The organism is Tritonibacter horizontis, assembly GCF_001518015.1.
Taxonomy (GTDB): Bacteria; Pseudomonadota; Alphaproteobacteria; order Rhodobacterales; family Rhodobacteraceae; genus Epibacterium; species Epibacterium horizontis.
Map to the genome: position 1 here is coordinate 94,192 of NZ_LPUY01000065.1, position 15,851 is coordinate 110,042.

The following is a 15,851-nucleotide window of genomic DNA, read 5'->3' on the forward strand; positions in this document are numbered from 1 at the left end:
GCCTTACACTACTGACGCCGCCTTGTCTCCACTGCGGCCATTCGTGCGTCACGCAGCATGGGTCGAAGAGGGCTCAAAGCCGCCGTTCTCCGCACCAGCACACCAAACTGGTACTGATGCGGGAGGTCAAGGTCGACAGAGCGGACAAAGTGTGAATTTGCTGCACTTGCGCCAATGTAAGCATTAAAAAATTCTGAGCACATTCGCCTATTTTTCGATCAATGTAGTAAGTTCGGTAGCTTGCGAAAAAATTGACATCGAAATTTCCAACATCAGCGTGAAAGCGCAAACCCATGTAGCAACATTAAGGGCCTCTTTACATTTGGCATAATCATTAAGTCTCTTGAATGAATTTGTGTGAAACTTCTCGGGATCAACACTACCTTTTTTAGCACTACCTTTTTTAGGTTTGTCTTGGATCAGTGTCTCTTGGCTTCCACCCTTAGAGGTTCGGACGGTGTTACCGTCAGGAATATAGATACCCGTCTCGCTCTCCACTTCCATAGTGGTTGCGATTGCCTTTCCGTACTCGATCTCAAGTATTGCGCCTGATAAGCGCTCTATTTCTTGAGCAATAAAATTCTCCATACTAGCTCGTTTTTTTTCAAAACCATGGAGCTCCACTGAGAATGCTGCGCAAGTGCTTCGTACTCCTTCCACTTCGAAGAGAAGGCACTGATCTCAATAGCTCCCCGCAATTTTTTATAATGGGAGCCAAGAAATCCCTCATTTTTGCTTTCCTGCCCAACAATGAATAGAATAAGTTCCCCAAACATCCAGCTCGGTATCTTTCCGCCGTTGTACATAAGATGTGGATGTTCTTTAACTATTGCTTCGATTATAAATGCCAACTGCAGGGGGAACGGAAGTTCCTTGTGCGGAAGTTGATGTTGAAACTTCTCAAGCAAAATGCACAGCGGGCGAAAGCTCGAATATGATTCGTTCACCATTTCGTCTTGGATTTCTACAAAAGCTACCATCTTAAACTCCGAATAAATCTTTCGCGCGAAGGTCCACATTGCCTAAGTCGTCGCTCTCAACCCTCTACATAACGAACAGCTTTCTAGTCAATGTCAATGACCGCAGGAGCTTAGCGGACATTCAGAAGCTATGCGGCATTTAGTAGTATGGGCTCGAAGCGGACTTGCGGCGGTGCAGAGCGAAGTTTTTCGGGGCCTACGACCGTTAAGCGGGACTTTGCTGCCGTTCATGACGTCGCCGTCCGAAGGTCAGCTTTCGGACTTCAACACCCAATCTTGTGCTTTGATTTCGAGGGTTTCATCTTTCAAATAGAAATGAAAATGCTTTGCCCCGACGCCTTCCATCTTAATCCAAGGCGTAGAGTTCATGTTGTCTTGGACGTTGCCTGATATTTCGTAGAACTCACCCCATTCTGGCGCAAGCCCACCGAAGCGGCACTGGCCTGAATACCAGCCTTCGTCGTTTACTGAAGTCACGCGATATTTGGAGCAGTTTACGAAGCTGACAGCGATTTCGGGGATGTTCTCATATTGGCGATAAGCGTAAGGATTTGGTTTCACGCGGGCAATCAACTCATCTCCGCGCTCTTCAAGCCTGAGACCCGCATCATTCGGATGAGCGTTCCAGTCTTCATTCAGTCGGATGAACTTGGGGAGGTCGTCAGTCTCAAAATGCCACGGCAAATCCGCTTTTGGTTTCCAAGTTACCCAAAGACGGTCTGGATGCCTTGCTAAGGGTTTCAATTCCTCCGTTGGCTCGTTGACCAATACTGCGATACTGCCAAGGCCAATCAGCGGCCAACCTGTAAGGCAGCTTCGCATCCGCTGCCTATCAACTTGTGCAATCGACAAGTTACGATCTGCCACCTGAAGCACATCCCCAATCACGGGAACGTGGGTAAGTTGATCAAGCATAAGAACCGACTGAGGTTGCCCAGAACCATCGTTGGGAAGGCTGAATATGTCGGTCAGACGACCCTTCGGTTCGTGCATCCTCGACCCCTTGGAAATTTCTACTGCCAACCACGAAAAAAGACAGTTTTTCTATTTTTTCATCATAGCAGACCTTTGTGCGCCGCGCAGCATCGGTCAACTTGGGCTCGAAGCTCCCGTTAGCCGCAAGATACGCCAATGTCGGCTCTGGGCCGCTCTGCCGGGCAGCCAAACTCACCTCGGCGGCCAGTACGCCGCACCGATGCTACCAGTTACATGACTGTCGGCTTCGGTAGGTCGATCGCCAAATGCGGCACAACACTTTAAGTGCAGAACGGAACTCACGACGCTGCAAATCCGCATGCGCTATGCGCGCGCAACACCTTTCAGAACACGTCTTCTAGCCTTTGCCATGGCCATAGCACGGTCGCGAGTTGCACGATCCCGGCTGCTCGCAACTAACCGCCATTATAAGGGTAGGCTGCGCTCGACGGCCCCGGACGCTATTAAGGAAGCCGAGCGCATTTCCGAGTAGCAACGGTCAGGTCCACTCTGGCATCACCACATCGGGGTCCCCATGCGGAATGCCGCCGCCCGCCGCCTGCGCATTCTGGAGTTGCTGAAATGAGCCTAATTTCCCGTTTCCTTGGGCGTGAAAAGCGCGAGGCCGTCACGACCTCAGATCCGGCCCTTGCCGAGTTTCTGGGTCAGCGCGCAAACGGTGCGGGTTTTGTGGACCCCTCCCGCGCCTCTGGCCTGGCCGTGGCACAGGCCTGCATTTCCGTTATCAGCCAGAACCTCGCCGCGATGCCGATGAATATCTATGAGCGCAGCGCCAACGGCAGGCGTGAACGCGCAACGAGCCACCCTCTGCATGGCGTTTTGCACGATCAATTTAATCCGCAGATGACCGCTTTTGAGGGGCGTGAGTTCTTGCTTGTGTCCCTGCTGACCATGGGCAATGCCTTCGCCCGGATCGAAACGAACATGCGCGGCCAGGTCATCGGGCTCTACCCACTGCACCCGTCCACCGTCACTGTGGAGAAGCTGGACACTGGCCGCTTGCGGTATCGTGTCACCGATGCGCGCGGCACCTCCAAGGTGTTGATCCAAGAGGAAGTGCTGCACCTGAAATATCGCCTGTCCCAAGATGGTGTCATGGGCGTCTCACCGATCCAATTGGCCCGCGAAACCTTCTCTCTGGCGTTGACCCAACAGGATCAGGCCGCACGTCAGGCAAGCCGCGCGTTTCGCGCCGAGGGCGCACTGGTGTTCCCGCAGAAGATCAACAGCGACAGCAAGGCTGATGCGCTCCAAAAGATGCGCGATCGCGTGGAAGGTCAGGCCGAGACCTCTGGCATTCTGGTACTGGATGGTGGCCTTGATTGGAAAAGCCTCAGCATTTCCGCCAAGGACGCCGAGTTTCTAGACAGTCGCAAGCTCTCCAATATGGATGTGGCCCGCACGTTCAGCGTCCCGCCGACCGTTGTAGGGATCACCGACAACGCCACCTATTCGAATGTGGACGGTGAGAGCCGGGCGCTGGTGGTGCGTTGTCTGGCACCCATGGCGCGCCGCGTCGAACAAGTGATGAACGTGGCCCTGCTGACCTCTGAGGGGCGCAAGCGATACTTTGTGGAGCATGATCTGGCGGGCCTGATGCGCGGCGATATGAAAGCGCGCTATGAGGCCTATCGCATCGGCCGCGAATGGGGCTGGCTCAGCCCAAACGACATTCGCGCATGGGAAAACCTGAAGGGCATCAAGGGCGGCGAGGAATACCTTTCGCCGCTCAATATGACAGTGCTGGGCGACCGGAAGGACCGAGAAGACACGCGCCCGAAAATCCGTGACTCTAATGGGTTCAGCTTCAAAGCAATCAGCCTTCGTTTCCGAGTTGTTGGATGATCCTGAGTACGGGACAACCGGCGCGGACGACCAAGTAGAATTCAACCATACTTGCGGCGAATGTGGTGGGCATCTGATACCTGTCCCGACCAAAGATGGCCGGACATGGTACAGGTGTGAACATGCCACGCACTGCGGACATTCTTTGAACGCTTGTTCTTCCTGCGGCATTGGCCTGCCAGTTCGGAACAAACGAACCGGTCTAAGCAAATGCTCTTGCGGTGCCGAATACCAGAGTTGCCCCAGCTGCCAAGATGGATGGCTGGTCGAGCGGAGGGGGCGATATGGTCCGTTTCTTGGATGTGTCAGCTACCCACGCTGTAGGGGTAAGGCGAAGGTCTCGAAGTCTCAGAGATGAACTCAGCAACAAGTCCGCTGCTAGATAAGCAGCCAATGAAGCGCAATCCACCAACCCAATTGTATTCCGTAGGAGCAGCCCGTTTAGAAGCTGGCACTCAACACAAAAATGTGTTCCGCTGCACTTGGGTGACGTCTGCATCCAAGAACCTTGGAAAACTATTACTTTGACAAAAGCATGACACGTATATCCTTCTTTGTCGGCCCAAACGGGTGTGGAAAAACCAGAAGGCTAGTGAAAGTAGCGCGTTCTATTGGGAGATGGCCCGAACGGACTGCAGCCGTTGCAAATACGCCGTTTGTGCGATTTGAGCGAAGCAGCAAGAATCGAAAGGTTTTTCGAGTATCCCCCACCGGAATTACCAAGGTAGTCTCGGAAAACCTCAGAAACTTCTTTGATTCTGATGGTCGAGATACATTTGACGTTTCAGACTTGCTCGAAGCCATTGGATTTCACCCGGTAGTTGAGCTTGAGGTTAAACTGAGCCGGATTAAGGATTTCGATCTTGGACAAATTACTTCTGATCCGTTTGAGGTCGAAGCCATCAGCTCGGCGTTGGACGTTCTACGCCCAGAGGGAGGTGGTCAGTTCGAGCTATCTAGGTACTCAGATTCCTTCACGCGCAGCCTGCGTGGAAGGAACAGAATTCTTTTCAAATACATCCAAGAATTGAAGCGGGTAAAACTTGTTTCTTTCTATTCTCTTATCTTCCACCATCGTGAGCGTGGTCCCCAGATTTTTGCTGAGTTAAGCTCTGGCGAGCAAACGCTCATATCAACTTTTCTCTTTATACGCTCGGCCTTACCAGATTTGGGAGCGCTCTTCGTTGATGAGCCCGAGAACAGCCTACATCCGGAATGGCAACGGCGATATCTGGAAATGCTGCACATGGCATTGGGATACCACGAAGCAAAGATTTATTTGGCTACACACTCTCCTGTTTTGGTTTCCGGAGCACTGTCCAGCTACGGCAATGATGTTAAGGTGATTAGAGTTGATGGCGATAAAGAGCATCTAGTTGAAATCAGCCGAAAATCTGGGCCTGAAAGTGTCGAAGAAATTCTTTGGGAAGCATTCGAAACGATTACTCCCGTGAGCCATTTTCTCAGTATTGAATTGTCACGTATCCTGCAAAACTTGACGGATGGCCGCATCACTCGACAGGAAGCGGAAGAAGAGATCGCACGTTTCAAAAGTCGCTCGTATGAGCGAACGCAACAAGAATTGCTTAACCGCGTGACGCGAAACCTAGAGAAGTTCCTGCCTAATGCCTGAAATGACCGAGCAAGAAGCGCAATACTTCGTTGAACAGGTTTTGGATCAAGATGAGCGCAGCGCCATAAACGTTGCACTAGCTTCTCAAAATCCATGGAAACATGAAAGCTTTAATGACCCGGTTAAAACCAACCTAGGAACAGTAAAGGTCAAAATCAAAAACTTTCACTTTGAACGTGTTTCAAGGAAATGCTGCTATTGTCGCCGCTCTCTCGAGGATGCATCGATTGAAACTGACAGGGAGCACATCGTTCCCAAGGGCAAGAAGAAATCCTTGTCATATGACATTTTTAATTTGTCGCTCGCCTGCAAGCGCTGCAATATGACATACAAAGGCGAGAAGGTCGATCATATTGTAGATGTTGATACTATCGAATCTGACCTTCGGAACCCTGACCGATACCTCATTCCTCATCCGAACATTCATTCATATGAAGACCATTTAATCAGGATTTCGGTTCAATATGGCGCACAACAATTCACTTCATATAGACGCATAACGCCACAAGGTCAGTTTTTGTATGATTTTGTAAGGCTAGACAAGCTTTGCGTCGATGAACTCGACATTGCCCAAGGCGGCAAGAAGGTTGACGAAGTCGTTGCCCAAATTCTTGATTTACCGTTAGACGGGATCTGAAGCTGGACATCTTTTTGCGTTGGCGCCATGGCCAAGATTGCATTTGGACTCATTGCTTCCAAACTATCTCCATGCCGTCCCAAACCATACCCTGACACGCGGATTCTGGGTGTCTTAAGCTGTCTGCATGAAACAGATGCTGACAACCAAATCACTCGACGCGATGCCTCCGGCGACTGCCAAACGGTACGAGGTGCGCGACCAGAAAGTAAACGGCCTGCACGTGCGTGTGTCGACCACAGGTGCCAAGGTATTCTACACGATGGTCCGCCCGAACGGTTCGCGCAGGCGCGTCAAAATCGGCCCTTACCCTGTGGTCTCCCTTGCCGACGCCAGACGCCGCGCGATGGAAATCGCCCGTGATGTCGAGTTGGGCGAGTTCGAAAAGACCCCTGAGGTTCCCGAGGCATCGACTGACACATTGGGTGAGATGATCCCCAAGTTCATCGAGCTTCACGCCAAGCCCAATACCAAGGACTGGAAGCGCACCGAAAGCGTTCTGCACAAGTTCGATGGATTGAAAGATCGGCCTATCGACCTGATCAGACGGCAGGATGTTAGCAAGGTGCTAGACGGCATCATCGCCAACGGTACGCCGACGCGGGCAAACCGGGCGCTCTCAGCGATCAAAAAGCTAATGAACTGGTGCGTCATGCGTGAACGCGCAACGAGCCACCCTCTGCATGGCGTTTTGCACGATCAATTTAATCCGCAGATGACCGCTTTTGAGGGGCGCGAGTTCTTGCTTGTGTCCCTCCTGACCATGGGCAACGCCTTCGCCCGGATCGAAACGAACATGCGCGGCCAGGTCATCGGGCTCTACCCACTGCACCCGTCCACCGTCACTGTGGAGAAGCTGGACACTGGCCGCTTGCGGTATCGTCTCACCGACCCCTCAGACGCTCTCAAGCTGACCCGAAACCAAATCGAAGGCGATACGATTTGGGGCGTTCGCGGAAAGACTGAACATGAAGTCGCAATTCCAATCGGCCCGACGTTGCAAGCGGCCCTGGACGCAGCGCCCGCCCATGATGCGGTAACGATTCTGGCAACGTCCACCGGCACACCGTGGACCTACAATGGCTTTTCGACCGTTTGGCATCGCTTCAAGAAAAAGCTGGAAGCCGAAGGCATTGTGGAACCCGGCCTGACACTCAAGGGGCTGCGGCACACCGTGGCGACCACATTGCGCGAAGCAGGGCTGGAAGAGCGCCAGATTGCCGATCTGCTGGGACAGAAAACCCCGTCCATGGCTCGCCACTATTCCCGCTCTGCAAACCTCGCAGATCGAAACCGGATCACGATGGAAACGCTGGAACAAGAAAACGAACGGCGATAACAAGTTGTCAAACCATTCGCCAATACCGTCAAACCATGAAAGGCTCGAAGATGATTAACCAACAAAATCAGGGTTTTGAATGGTGCCGGGGGCGGCTCCGCAAAGAAGCGGTAACAGATTGATATGTTTTGATAAAATTAATGTGATTTTCTCACGTACCCCAGAAGCTACCCCACATCAGAGTTTTGCCCTCGGTTCGATGCCTTTTAGTGGCACTTTCGTCGTCCGCGCGCCTGATTTGATCGCTGAAGCCAATCTACCATCACGCATAATGTGTTGCAATCTGTCGCGTCGCTCAAAGCTCCTGACGCACGAACAGGCGCGCGCTGCGAACGGTGTGTGCGCAATTCGAAAATTACGCCATAGCGTAAAATGCCGCTAATTACGTTGCGGCGTAACTTCCCTTCATTTACTCTGCGCCGTAAAGGGAGAAGCCCACGCTCATGGCACGACCCCCGGCCTTTGATGGGTTTGTAGAGCACAGCAAGAAGGTATCGCCGACGTGTCTGATCACCTTCGAGCGCAATCGCTACAGTGTCCCCGCCAGCTTTGCGAACCGCCGGGTTAGCCTGCACGTCTACCCTGAACGGCTGGTCGTGGTGGCGGAGGGCCAAACCGTTTGAGCGCCATGCCGAACAGCACCTTCATTGGGAGACAGGTCTGGATCGCGGCATCGCTGTAGGTCTGCCGACGGCCACGTCTGCCTGATGGCGCGGCCTCCCAGGTCATCTCGGGGTCAAACCAGATCGTCAGCGAGCCGCGGCGCTTGAGCGCTTCATTGTAGGCTGGCCAGTTCCTGGTCTTGTAGGGTGGGTGTGTGGGTCTGCTCATGCACCCCAGCTACCACGCTGGATTCATGACATGAATCCCTCACGGGTTTTGTGCAACAGAGTCGTCCAGCCGCGCGCTTTAAGCGTCCGGCGGAGCGCCTCGCCGATCTGCTCGGCCGTTCGTGCTGCGAGGTCTATGATGTGGCTCGGCTTCCCACACATCAGCGATCATGCCGGGCAGGTCCCGGTGCTTCGTCTCGGCCCACAAGGCAATACAGCGATCTTCCAGCCACTGGTTCAACCCGGCCAGATCGCTGAAGACCGGCATAACCTGCCACAGGCGATTGCGTGCATCCTGTACGTTCTTCTCGACCTGTCCCTTCTCCCAGCCTGCGGCCGGATTGCAGAACTCTGGTTCAAAGACGTAATGGCTGGCCATGGATTTGAAGCGGGCATTGATGTCACGCTGTTTGCCTTTTCCAACACGATCCACGGCCGTCTTCGTGTCCATTGTCCTCGGACCAATGGCGGACAATTCCCGCTGTCATAGATCCCACGGCCGGGCACGCCGCCGAAGACGCGGAACGCATGCCAATGGGCATCGAACAGCATCTCATGGGTTTGCAGCGGGTAGGCCCGTACGAGGAATGCCCGGCTGTGTGACAGCTTGATATGAGCCACCTGGAGCTTGACCCGTTCGCCGCCGATATTGGCCCAGTCTTCGCTCCAATCGAACTGGAATGCCTCGCCAGGCTGGAACACTAGGGGCACGTAGGTTCCGCGCCCTGTCGTTTGCTCCGCGCAGTGCCGATCGGCACGCCACGCGCGGGCAAATGCCGCCACACGCCCGTAGGACCCGTCGTAACCCAACTTCACCAGATCGGCATGCATCTGCTTCACGGTGCGGCGTTCTTTGCGTGGCTTGCGCGTCTGCGCCAGCAGCCAGGCAGACAGCCGGTCCGCGAATGGATCAAGTTTGCTCGCCCGGGATGGCGTCTTGAACTTCGGCTCGGCCGCGCCTTCGCGCAGGTACTTTCTGATGGTGTTGCGAGACAGGCCCGTGCGCCGGGCAATCTCGCGGATTGGCATTTTGTCACGCAATGCCCAGCGTCGGATAACACTTAAAAATCCCATGTCGATCACTCCAATTCTCCCTGACCAAATCCGTCAGGGAAACGTGTTCACATGGGTCAATTCTCAGTGAAAATTATCTGGCCTACCGGGTCACTTCTCAGCGGAAATCAACAGTGCCGTAAGCTGACGACAGAAACCAGCCCTTGGCTGACGTCATCCAAAACTCATTGAGCATCTATTCGCATCTCAAGGAACCTCTCGATTTAGCTGGGTGCATTTGCACTCGCAAGGACGTCTGCGATCACCTTCTGACAGCAATAAGTCAGAAGGAATCTCAGATGACAAAATGCGACCTATGCCCGAGGCAGATCGTGGAAAGTGGACATTGGCAGTCTCTTGAAGAGGTGGGAATACATATGTGCCATCGTTGCGTAAGGAGTGCGTATGGTGAGGGTTTTACGCCAAAGCAGGAGCGATTTGTCCGAGAACGGTACGAGCAGGCAGGTTGATCCTGCCCCTTGATCAAAAACGCGAACGGCTTCGCTATAATGCCCCAAACAATCGTGAAGATCAAAAGCCCAGATGGGTAGGCCTTCAGGGGAAGGCTGCAAGAGTTTTCAACGATCAACGTTGGTTGATACGCTAATGCGGCCCAATGTTGTTCAGGTGTCCCGCAGGTAGGCTTTGTGGTTAGGGCCGTCGCATATAGTGATGGTTTGGCTTGAATTGACCGCCAGGCAGTGCGACCTTTCATCCGGAACATCACGAAGAACTGGGACCGCTATGATGACCGATCCGGCGCAAGACAAAGGCGTGTTGCGCCGGATCGGTTCGGGAGATCGAGCCGCGATGAAGGCGTTTTACATGGCCTATCAGCGCACCGTCATCGCCTTTGCCCGATCCCGAGGGATGGATGAGGCGACCTCTTCGGATGTGGTGCAAGATGTGATGCTCGATGTTTGGCGCACAGCGCACAAGTACCGTGGAGAGGCCTCTGCCAAAAGTTGGCTGTTGACCATCGCGCGTAATAAAATCGTGGACCGTGTCCGCAAAGGCGCGCGCGTCGAGTATGTCGACGAAGTGCCGGAGGCCATCGACGATACTCCCAACCCTGAGGCGATTACGATATCGGTGTCCGAAGCCGGTCGCGTGCGTGCCTGTCTCGACCGCCTCAAGGCGGCCCACCGAACCGTCATGCGCCTCGCCTTTTACGAAGACCTCACCTACGATGAAATTGCTGACATCGAGGGCGTGCCCAGCGGGACCATCAAGACCCGTGTGTTTCACGCCAAGAAGCTACTGCTACGCTGCCTCGGGACGCGCTGACGACGCGGTGCAGGGTTACTCCACGGTTACTAAGTCAATCAAATCGCGACGCCCTTCCAAAACCGCACGCGCAACTTCCATCCGGTTGGAACTCTCAAAGGCAATGCGATAAAGGCCAAGCGCGCCGGGACCTTCGACAACGGTGCCGCCAATAACGCGCAACAGTGCTGTGACCTCCGCGACGCTCGCCGTGGCGGAAAACATAACTTGCAACACGGCTCCCCTGGTGGCTTCGCTGACCGCCTCATAACCGGGTGCGCGCTGTGGTTGCGTAAACGGGACGACCGCAACCTGCCACAACACCAGCGACGCCGCGATCAACGCGCCTGTCTGCCACAGCGATAGCCGCAGTGGCCGGTTGTCATTTGCGGGAATAGTGGCGTTGATCGTCGCTTCCAATCGAGACCATCCGGCGTCAGCTTCTACTTGATCATCCTCCTGCGCGAACTCCGAGCGAGCCGCGCGCAAGGCCAGAAGCTCGGCTGCCATGTTCGCGTCCTGCTCAAGATCCTGCTCAAATGCAGTCGAGTCTGCATCGCTCAGTTTTCCCTGAACATAAGCCAGTATGAGGTCGTCGCGGTCCATCTCGTCCCTTTTTGCGCCTGCGTTTTGTCCGGTGGAGCAACGCATTTACGGAGCGAAGCAATGCGTCTACAGGTATGTGTCGCATAGCTCCGCCAGAAGGTTCAAAATAAAACCCGCACTTGAGGTGTTATAACTGTGCACTCCCCCGGGTATCGTCAACACAGCAAGGAGCACACAGATGTCCGACACACGCCACTGCAGGACACAGACTGTCCGCAACGCTCCTCTCAAGACATTGGCAGCAATATGCAGCGGCTTTCTGCTGTTCGCTTGCGCTGCGGTGGACGTGTCGACGACGCGGCCCGACGTGGCCTCTCGCGATGTCATCGCTATTCTGGACGCCAATGCCCCGACGAACAGGATCAAGGCTGCCGCGCAAGCACGTGATTATCGGTTGCTGCGCACAACACCGCTGCCCGCATTTGACAAGGTTTTGCTGACATTCCAGACGCCAGCCAATGTCAACGGGCAAGAGGCAATCGCTTATCTCGAAGCGGCTGAACCAGCAGCGGCAGTCGGGGTCAACCACGCCTATCGACTGCAGATGGACGCACCGTCGCCTGACCCGAGGACGTATGCACAGACCCTGATGGGATGGCCGGTAGAGAGCTGTTCGGCACGAGTCCCGGTGGGGTTGGTCGACACGGTGGTTGATCAAAGTGCTCCGGCATTGAACGGCGTAAGGGTCATTTCACGCGTGTTCTCTGAAGCAGATTCAGGCGCTGGACGACATGGGACGGACGTCGCCAGTGTATTGGCAGGGCCGGGACGGCTCGACGGTCTGACCATTTATAACGCCGGCGTGATGACCCGCACGGCGGGCGGAGATCTGGTTGCAGGTGCTGATGCACTCATCCGCGCGCTGGAGTGGCTGGCCAGTCAAAACGTACGCGTGGTCAACATGTCTTTGGCTGGACCGCCCAATAAAATCCTTAGGATCACGATTGATGCCGCTGCGAACCGTGGCATGATCCTAGTGGCCTCGGTGGGCAATTTCGGACCGGATGCGGGGGCGTTCTACCCTGCTGCATTTGATCAGGTAATCGCGGCCACGGCGGTGGACGCAGAGGCGCACATTTATCGTCGGGCTGTTCGCGGTCCATTCGTGGATGTCGCTGCCCCTGGCGTCGACATTTTTGTACCCACGGATCAGGGCGGGCGATTTGTTACCGGTACGTCCTTTGCTGCCGCGTTCGTCACGGCAAAGATAGCGGCGGATCCCCGCATATCTGGCGCGGCAACCTCTGCCGACGTGCGCACCCTTCTGGCCAGCACAAGTGAAGATCTGGGCCCCAAAGGTGTTGACAGAACATACGGCTCCGGACTGCTCAAAGGACCACGGGATTGCGAATGATCTTGCGCCCGGACGGTTAGATGGGCGTAAGCCGGTTTGGTAGAGAGGGTGCACTGCTTTTGTTTCTTGGATACGAAAAGGGATCGAGTGCGGGATTTTCACCCTTGTCGCGGAAATGACTACGTCTCGATTTCAATCACAGCACAAGGGTCGCAAGGCAGTCGCCAAGGTGCGGCGGGACCGCAACCTTGGCTTTGGGGCGCATTGGAAATGCCTCAGACTGATACGTCGTCACTCATATCTTCGGGAAGATCCGCGAACTTCAGAGGCTTAACGACCTTTTTGCCCTCGGTCTTCTTAACCATTGCATCCTCGATGGCGGCCACGAAGTGTTTGTGGTTCTTCACTTTGGTGCCTTTGACCTTCTTTTTCGAGCGGCTCAGAAGGTCCTTGGCGGACTTCAGGGCACTGGGCGCCTCCAGGCCCTTCTTGACGATGTGCTTGGCTACATCCGCCGCCGCATCGCCTTCTTCTGGGTCTATGCCGTAAACAGTTAGCATGGCTTGCCAATCAACCCTTTTGATTGTGCTCATGTCATATTTGGGCTGGCCTTCGGTGCCCCCTGAGTTCTTTTCGACAGCCGCACTATTCGCTGCACTGTCATCCTCGTCAGTGTCACCGTCAAAGCGGCTGTCAGATGACGCCTTCGCGCTGCCGTCCTGTTCTCTTTTGGCGTCCAAACGCGCGGCGTCGATGATAGCCTTCAACATTTCGGGCATGGTTACGTTCGTCTTGTAAAGTTTCAGGATATGCGTAGAGAGCGCCTGGGCCAGCTTGTTCACAGTGTCTTTGTCACGGCTTCTCATCGCGCGGACGAGGTGTTCATAGATCTTGACGCTTTTGTTGTCCTTTCTGAGCGCCACCGACAGGAACCATCCGGCGGGGTCAGCCGCGTCGTCACTGTCAGTCCGTCCGTTCGCGGCGATTGCGCGCGCGTCCTTTGCCTTTTTGTCTTCCTTGATCACATGTTTCAGGACCATCGCTTCATCGATTTTAGCGAATTGCCCGCCAAAGGCGCGCAAGGTTTTGGCGAGTTCCACGGCCACAGCACGGGCTTCAGACGGACTGCCTTCGGCCAACAGGAACGAAATGTGCTGCAACTCTGCACGGTAATCCGACAACCGAGGGGCGTCTGTGGGCGGTTGCGCCTGTGTTTCGCCGGTTTCGGGTGTCGGAGGCGTGGCTCCGGCGACCTTTGCATCCCGTTTGGCTTTCATCGCCTTTTCGGCGGCAGCCCTATCCTTGCGTTCGTATTCACCCACCGCCGCGTTGAAGATTTGGGCACGGGCCAGTAGGTCGTCAATCATGTCCGCTTCGGAAACAGGCAGAGTGCCCTCGTCACGCGCTAGTCCTGCGATTTGGGCGGCAACCTGTCGTGCTTCTTTCTCGCCGTTTTCTTTGAGGGCCACAGCGACTTTCTGGACTTCCAGATCAGTGGTCTTGGCCGGGTCGGGGTTTTCGTCTGCGGTCCCTTCGGTTGGCGTTGGATCGGCTCGATTTCTTCGCGGATCCTGGCCCACGTTGTCCTCCGGCTGATCGGGCGCCGCCTGTGCTGCGTCAGGTGCGGCCGCGACCTCGGCCTCCCGGCGCATCTGCTCTCGGATCTCTGCGTGTGCCTCAAGTTCGAGCTGGGGCAACTGGACCTCGTGCTGGCGCGTCACCTCGGCTGCCTCTTGTACGATCTGGAGGGTCAATGCTTCGGCCGAGATCGCCTCAGTGCCACCTTGCCCCATGCGTTGCACTGCGACTTCAGCGGCGAACGCTTCGATGTTTTGCCTCGCTGCGGTGGCCGCCGCGATCCCGTCGGACGTCGTGGGCCCCTGCAAATACCCGAATTCGCGCATCAACTGGATGAACCGCCGGGTCAGCGCGGCATCGTTGGCATTGGCAAGGTCCAGACCCAGATTTGCAATCAGCCCATCAGCGCGCGTGGCGATGTTATCGAACTGGGCGCGTTCTCGTCGTGTGTATTCCTGATAGGTGCGCTTTTGGGCTTCGCGTGCCAGACGTTCTTCTTCTATCTTGAGCGACAGGTCGATTTCAACATCCGCCTGCGCAGATCCATCCGCATCGTTGGTTGGGTTGTAGAAGTCTTCATTGCCCTCGGCATCGCCATATTTGTCAATACTCCTTTCGGCCACACTGACGGTAACCATAATCTGTTCGAGCATTTCGGCACGGGCCGCATCGGTGTCTTCAATTATCTCATCTGCCACCAGAAGCCCGATCAAGCCGCCTGCCTCCCGTTCCGCCGCCTTGTAACCACCTGTGGCAACGGCGTTCCCAATCCGCCGGAACCACTCTTTGATCAATGGATCTTTGGGCAGATTGGCGAATCCAACAATGCGGTTCAACATTTCGTCGCTGTAGATTTCGCTCGAGCTCTCCTCGGGGTCTGCAGCCTGGAGCGTGATCTGCATGTTCTCGTACAGGTTCAGCGTATCGCTGACCAGTTTGGCAACGGGCTGCTTGCGGTCTAGCGCGTTGTAGTTGTGCTCGACCCGGCCATCGTCATCTTCCGGCGTAAACGGGGAGGCAAGGAACAGGCCCATTAATTCCTGCGCACGTGCTTCCGCCTCGGCGCGATTGCCACGACGCATGGCAAAGTCGATGGCAAAGGCGAGGCTGACAGTCTCGCCGTTCACAGGAATCCCGAGCCTCTTCAGAAATCCTTCGAGGTCTTTGCTGCTGAATGCGTGCTGCGCGTCGCTATTTTGTTCAATATTCATTGGGGTCTCCACCTTTGCATGAGTGCGTCTGCTAATGAGGTCGCGCTGAGTGCCGGTACGGTTCAAAAAAATCTTGGAATGTTGTAGAGCTGGTCCTGAGTTTTCGACCAGTATTCCGCCGGGGTAAGCTATAGGGTTCCGTCGCAAACTATGTCGAGTGTTGGCATCGCCTTATCTGCGGACAGAATTACGCTACTAGCGCCGCGAAGGTCTGGAAAGCAATGGTCCCATTGGCGGGGATCTGCCCCTTGCGGATCATGTGGGCGGTCTCGATCCCGGCGAGGGTAGCAGAGGCCGAATGGAAGGCCTTGAAACCCATCATCGGGCTAGTGATCCGCTTCATAAAACGATGATCCTGCTCAAGGATATTGTTCAGATATTTGACCTGCCGGATCTCGACTGTGCGGCCACCGCCAGTAAATTTCAGGATCGCGTTCACCGCCTGCAAACCGGCCAGGTTTGCGCCACTCTTGTCGATGACAACCCGGTCGGGCACGCCGTTCGAACCAATCGCCCGCTTGAAGAAGCGCCGGGGCGGCAGCCAAGTCCCGGCGCTCGGACAGCATGAAATCCAGAGTTTGCC

The 15,851-nt window shown here is 55.2% G+C and carries 12 protein-coding genes and 4 pseudogenes; 8 read left to right on the top strand and 8 right to left on the bottom strand.

Going from position 1 to position 15,851, the window contains the following annotated elements; all coding sequences use genetic code 11:
* Positions 1-207: 207 nt before the first annotated feature.
* The 3 genes from TRIHO_RS11590 to TRIHO_RS11600 all read right to left on the bottom strand — a co-directional run bounded on the left by TRIHO_RS11590 (position 208) and on the right by TRIHO_RS11600 (position 1,973).
* Positions 208-588, bottom strand: a complete 381-nt coding sequence (locus tag TRIHO_RS11590) for a hypothetical protein (protein WP_131811195.1) — start codon at positions 586-588, stop codon at positions 208-210.
* Positions 561-980 carry a hypothetical protein gene (locus TRIHO_RS11595; protein WP_131811196.1) on the bottom strand — a complete coding sequence of 140 codons (420 nt, stop codon included), beginning with the start codon at positions 978-980 and terminating at the stop codon, positions 561-563. Before TRIHO_RS11595 ends, TRIHO_RS11590 begins: the two co-directional genes overlap by 28 nt.
* Positions 981-1,229: 249 nt before the next feature.
* Positions 1,230-1,973, bottom strand: a complete 744-nt coding sequence (locus TRIHO_RS11600; RefSeq protein WP_131811197.1) for a hypothetical protein — start codon at positions 1,971-1,973, stop codon at positions 1,230-1,232.
* A gap of 564 nt (positions 1,974-2,537) precedes the next feature.
* Between TRIHO_RS11600 and TRIHO_RS11605 the strand changes: the two genes are divergently transcribed.
* The 6 genes and pseudogenes from TRIHO_RS11605 to TRIHO_RS23565 form a co-directional block, all read left to right on the top strand.
* Complete coding sequence (locus TRIHO_RS11605; RefSeq protein ID WP_068243538.1) at positions 2,538-3,821, top strand: phage portal protein; 1,284 nt, start codon at positions 2,538-2,540, stop codon at positions 3,819-3,821.
* Complete coding sequence (locus tag TRIHO_RS23295) at positions 3,772-4,179, top strand: topoisomerase DNA-binding C4 zinc finger domain-containing protein (RefSeq protein ID WP_082705119.1); 408 nt, start codon at positions 3,772-3,774, stop codon at positions 4,177-4,179. The genes TRIHO_RS11605 and TRIHO_RS23295 overlap by 50 nt, the downstream gene beginning before the upstream one ends.
* 177 nt (positions 4,180-4,356) lie before the next feature.
* Positions 4,357-5,454, top strand: coding sequence for an ATP-binding protein (locus TRIHO_RS11610; protein WP_082705120.1), 1,098 nt, complete (start codon positions 4,357-4,359; stop codon positions 5,452-5,454).
* The gene (locus TRIHO_RS11615) at positions 5,447-6,091 is read left to right on the top strand and encodes an HNH endonuclease (RefSeq protein ID WP_131811198.1); all 645 of its coding nucleotides are present in this window, start codon (positions 5,447-5,449) and stop codon (positions 6,089-6,091) included. Before TRIHO_RS11610 ends, TRIHO_RS11615 begins: the two co-directional genes overlap by 8 nt.
* A gap of 127 nt (positions 6,092-6,218) precedes the next feature.
* On the top strand, positions 6,219-7,430 hold the full coding sequence (locus TRIHO_RS11620) for a phage portal protein (RefSeq protein ID WP_082705121.1): 1,212 nt from the start codon (positions 6,219-6,221) through the stop codon (positions 7,428-7,430).
* 440 nt (positions 7,431-7,870) lie between these two features.
* Positions 7,871-8,044, top strand: a pseudogene (locus TRIHO_RS23565) (Mu transposase domain-containing protein); the annotation flags it as partial.
* A gap of 1 nt (position 8,045) precedes the next feature.
* Here the strand turns inward: TRIHO_RS23565 and TRIHO_RS23305 are convergent.
* Positions 8,046-8,261, bottom strand: a pseudogene (locus TRIHO_RS23305) (transposase); the annotation flags it as partial.
* A gap of 144 nt (positions 8,262-8,405) precedes the next feature.
* A pseudogene (gene istA / locus TRIHO_RS11630) lies at positions 8,406-9,334 on the bottom strand (IS21 family transposase); the annotation flags it as partial.
* A 723-nt stretch (positions 9,335-10,057) separates the two neighbouring features.
* Between istA and TRIHO_RS11635 the strand changes: the two are divergent.
* Positions 10,058-10,600, top strand: coding sequence for an RNA polymerase sigma factor (locus tag TRIHO_RS11635; RefSeq protein WP_232367773.1), 543 nt, complete (start codon positions 10,058-10,060; stop codon positions 10,598-10,600).
* A 15-nt stretch (positions 10,601-10,615) separates the two neighbouring features.
* On the opposite strand, the gene TRIHO_RS11640 is transcribed toward TRIHO_RS11635, so the two are convergent.
* A complete protein-coding gene (locus tag TRIHO_RS11640; RefSeq protein ID WP_068243554.1) occupies positions 10,616-11,185 on the bottom strand; it encodes a hypothetical protein in 570 nt (189 codons plus the stop codon).
* Positions 11,186-11,363: 178 nt separating this feature from the next.
* On the opposite strand from TRIHO_RS11640, the gene TRIHO_RS11645 reads away from it, so the two are divergent.
* A complete protein-coding gene (locus TRIHO_RS11645) occupies positions 11,364-12,539 on the top strand; it encodes a S8 family serine peptidase (RefSeq protein WP_106406185.1) in 1,176 nt (391 codons plus the stop codon).
* A 215-nt stretch (positions 12,540-12,754) separates the two neighbouring features.
* Here TRIHO_RS11645 and TRIHO_RS11650 read toward each other — a convergent pair whose 3' ends face one another.
* Complete coding sequence (locus tag TRIHO_RS11650) at positions 12,755-15,268, bottom strand: hypothetical protein (protein WP_068243555.1); 2,514 nt, start codon at positions 15,266-15,268, stop codon at positions 12,755-12,757.
* 187 nt (positions 15,269-15,455) lie between these two features.
* A pseudogene (locus tag TRIHO_RS11655) lies at positions 15,456-15,849 on the bottom strand (IS6 family transposase); the annotation flags it as partial.
* Positions 15,850-15,851: the final 2 nt, after the last annotated feature.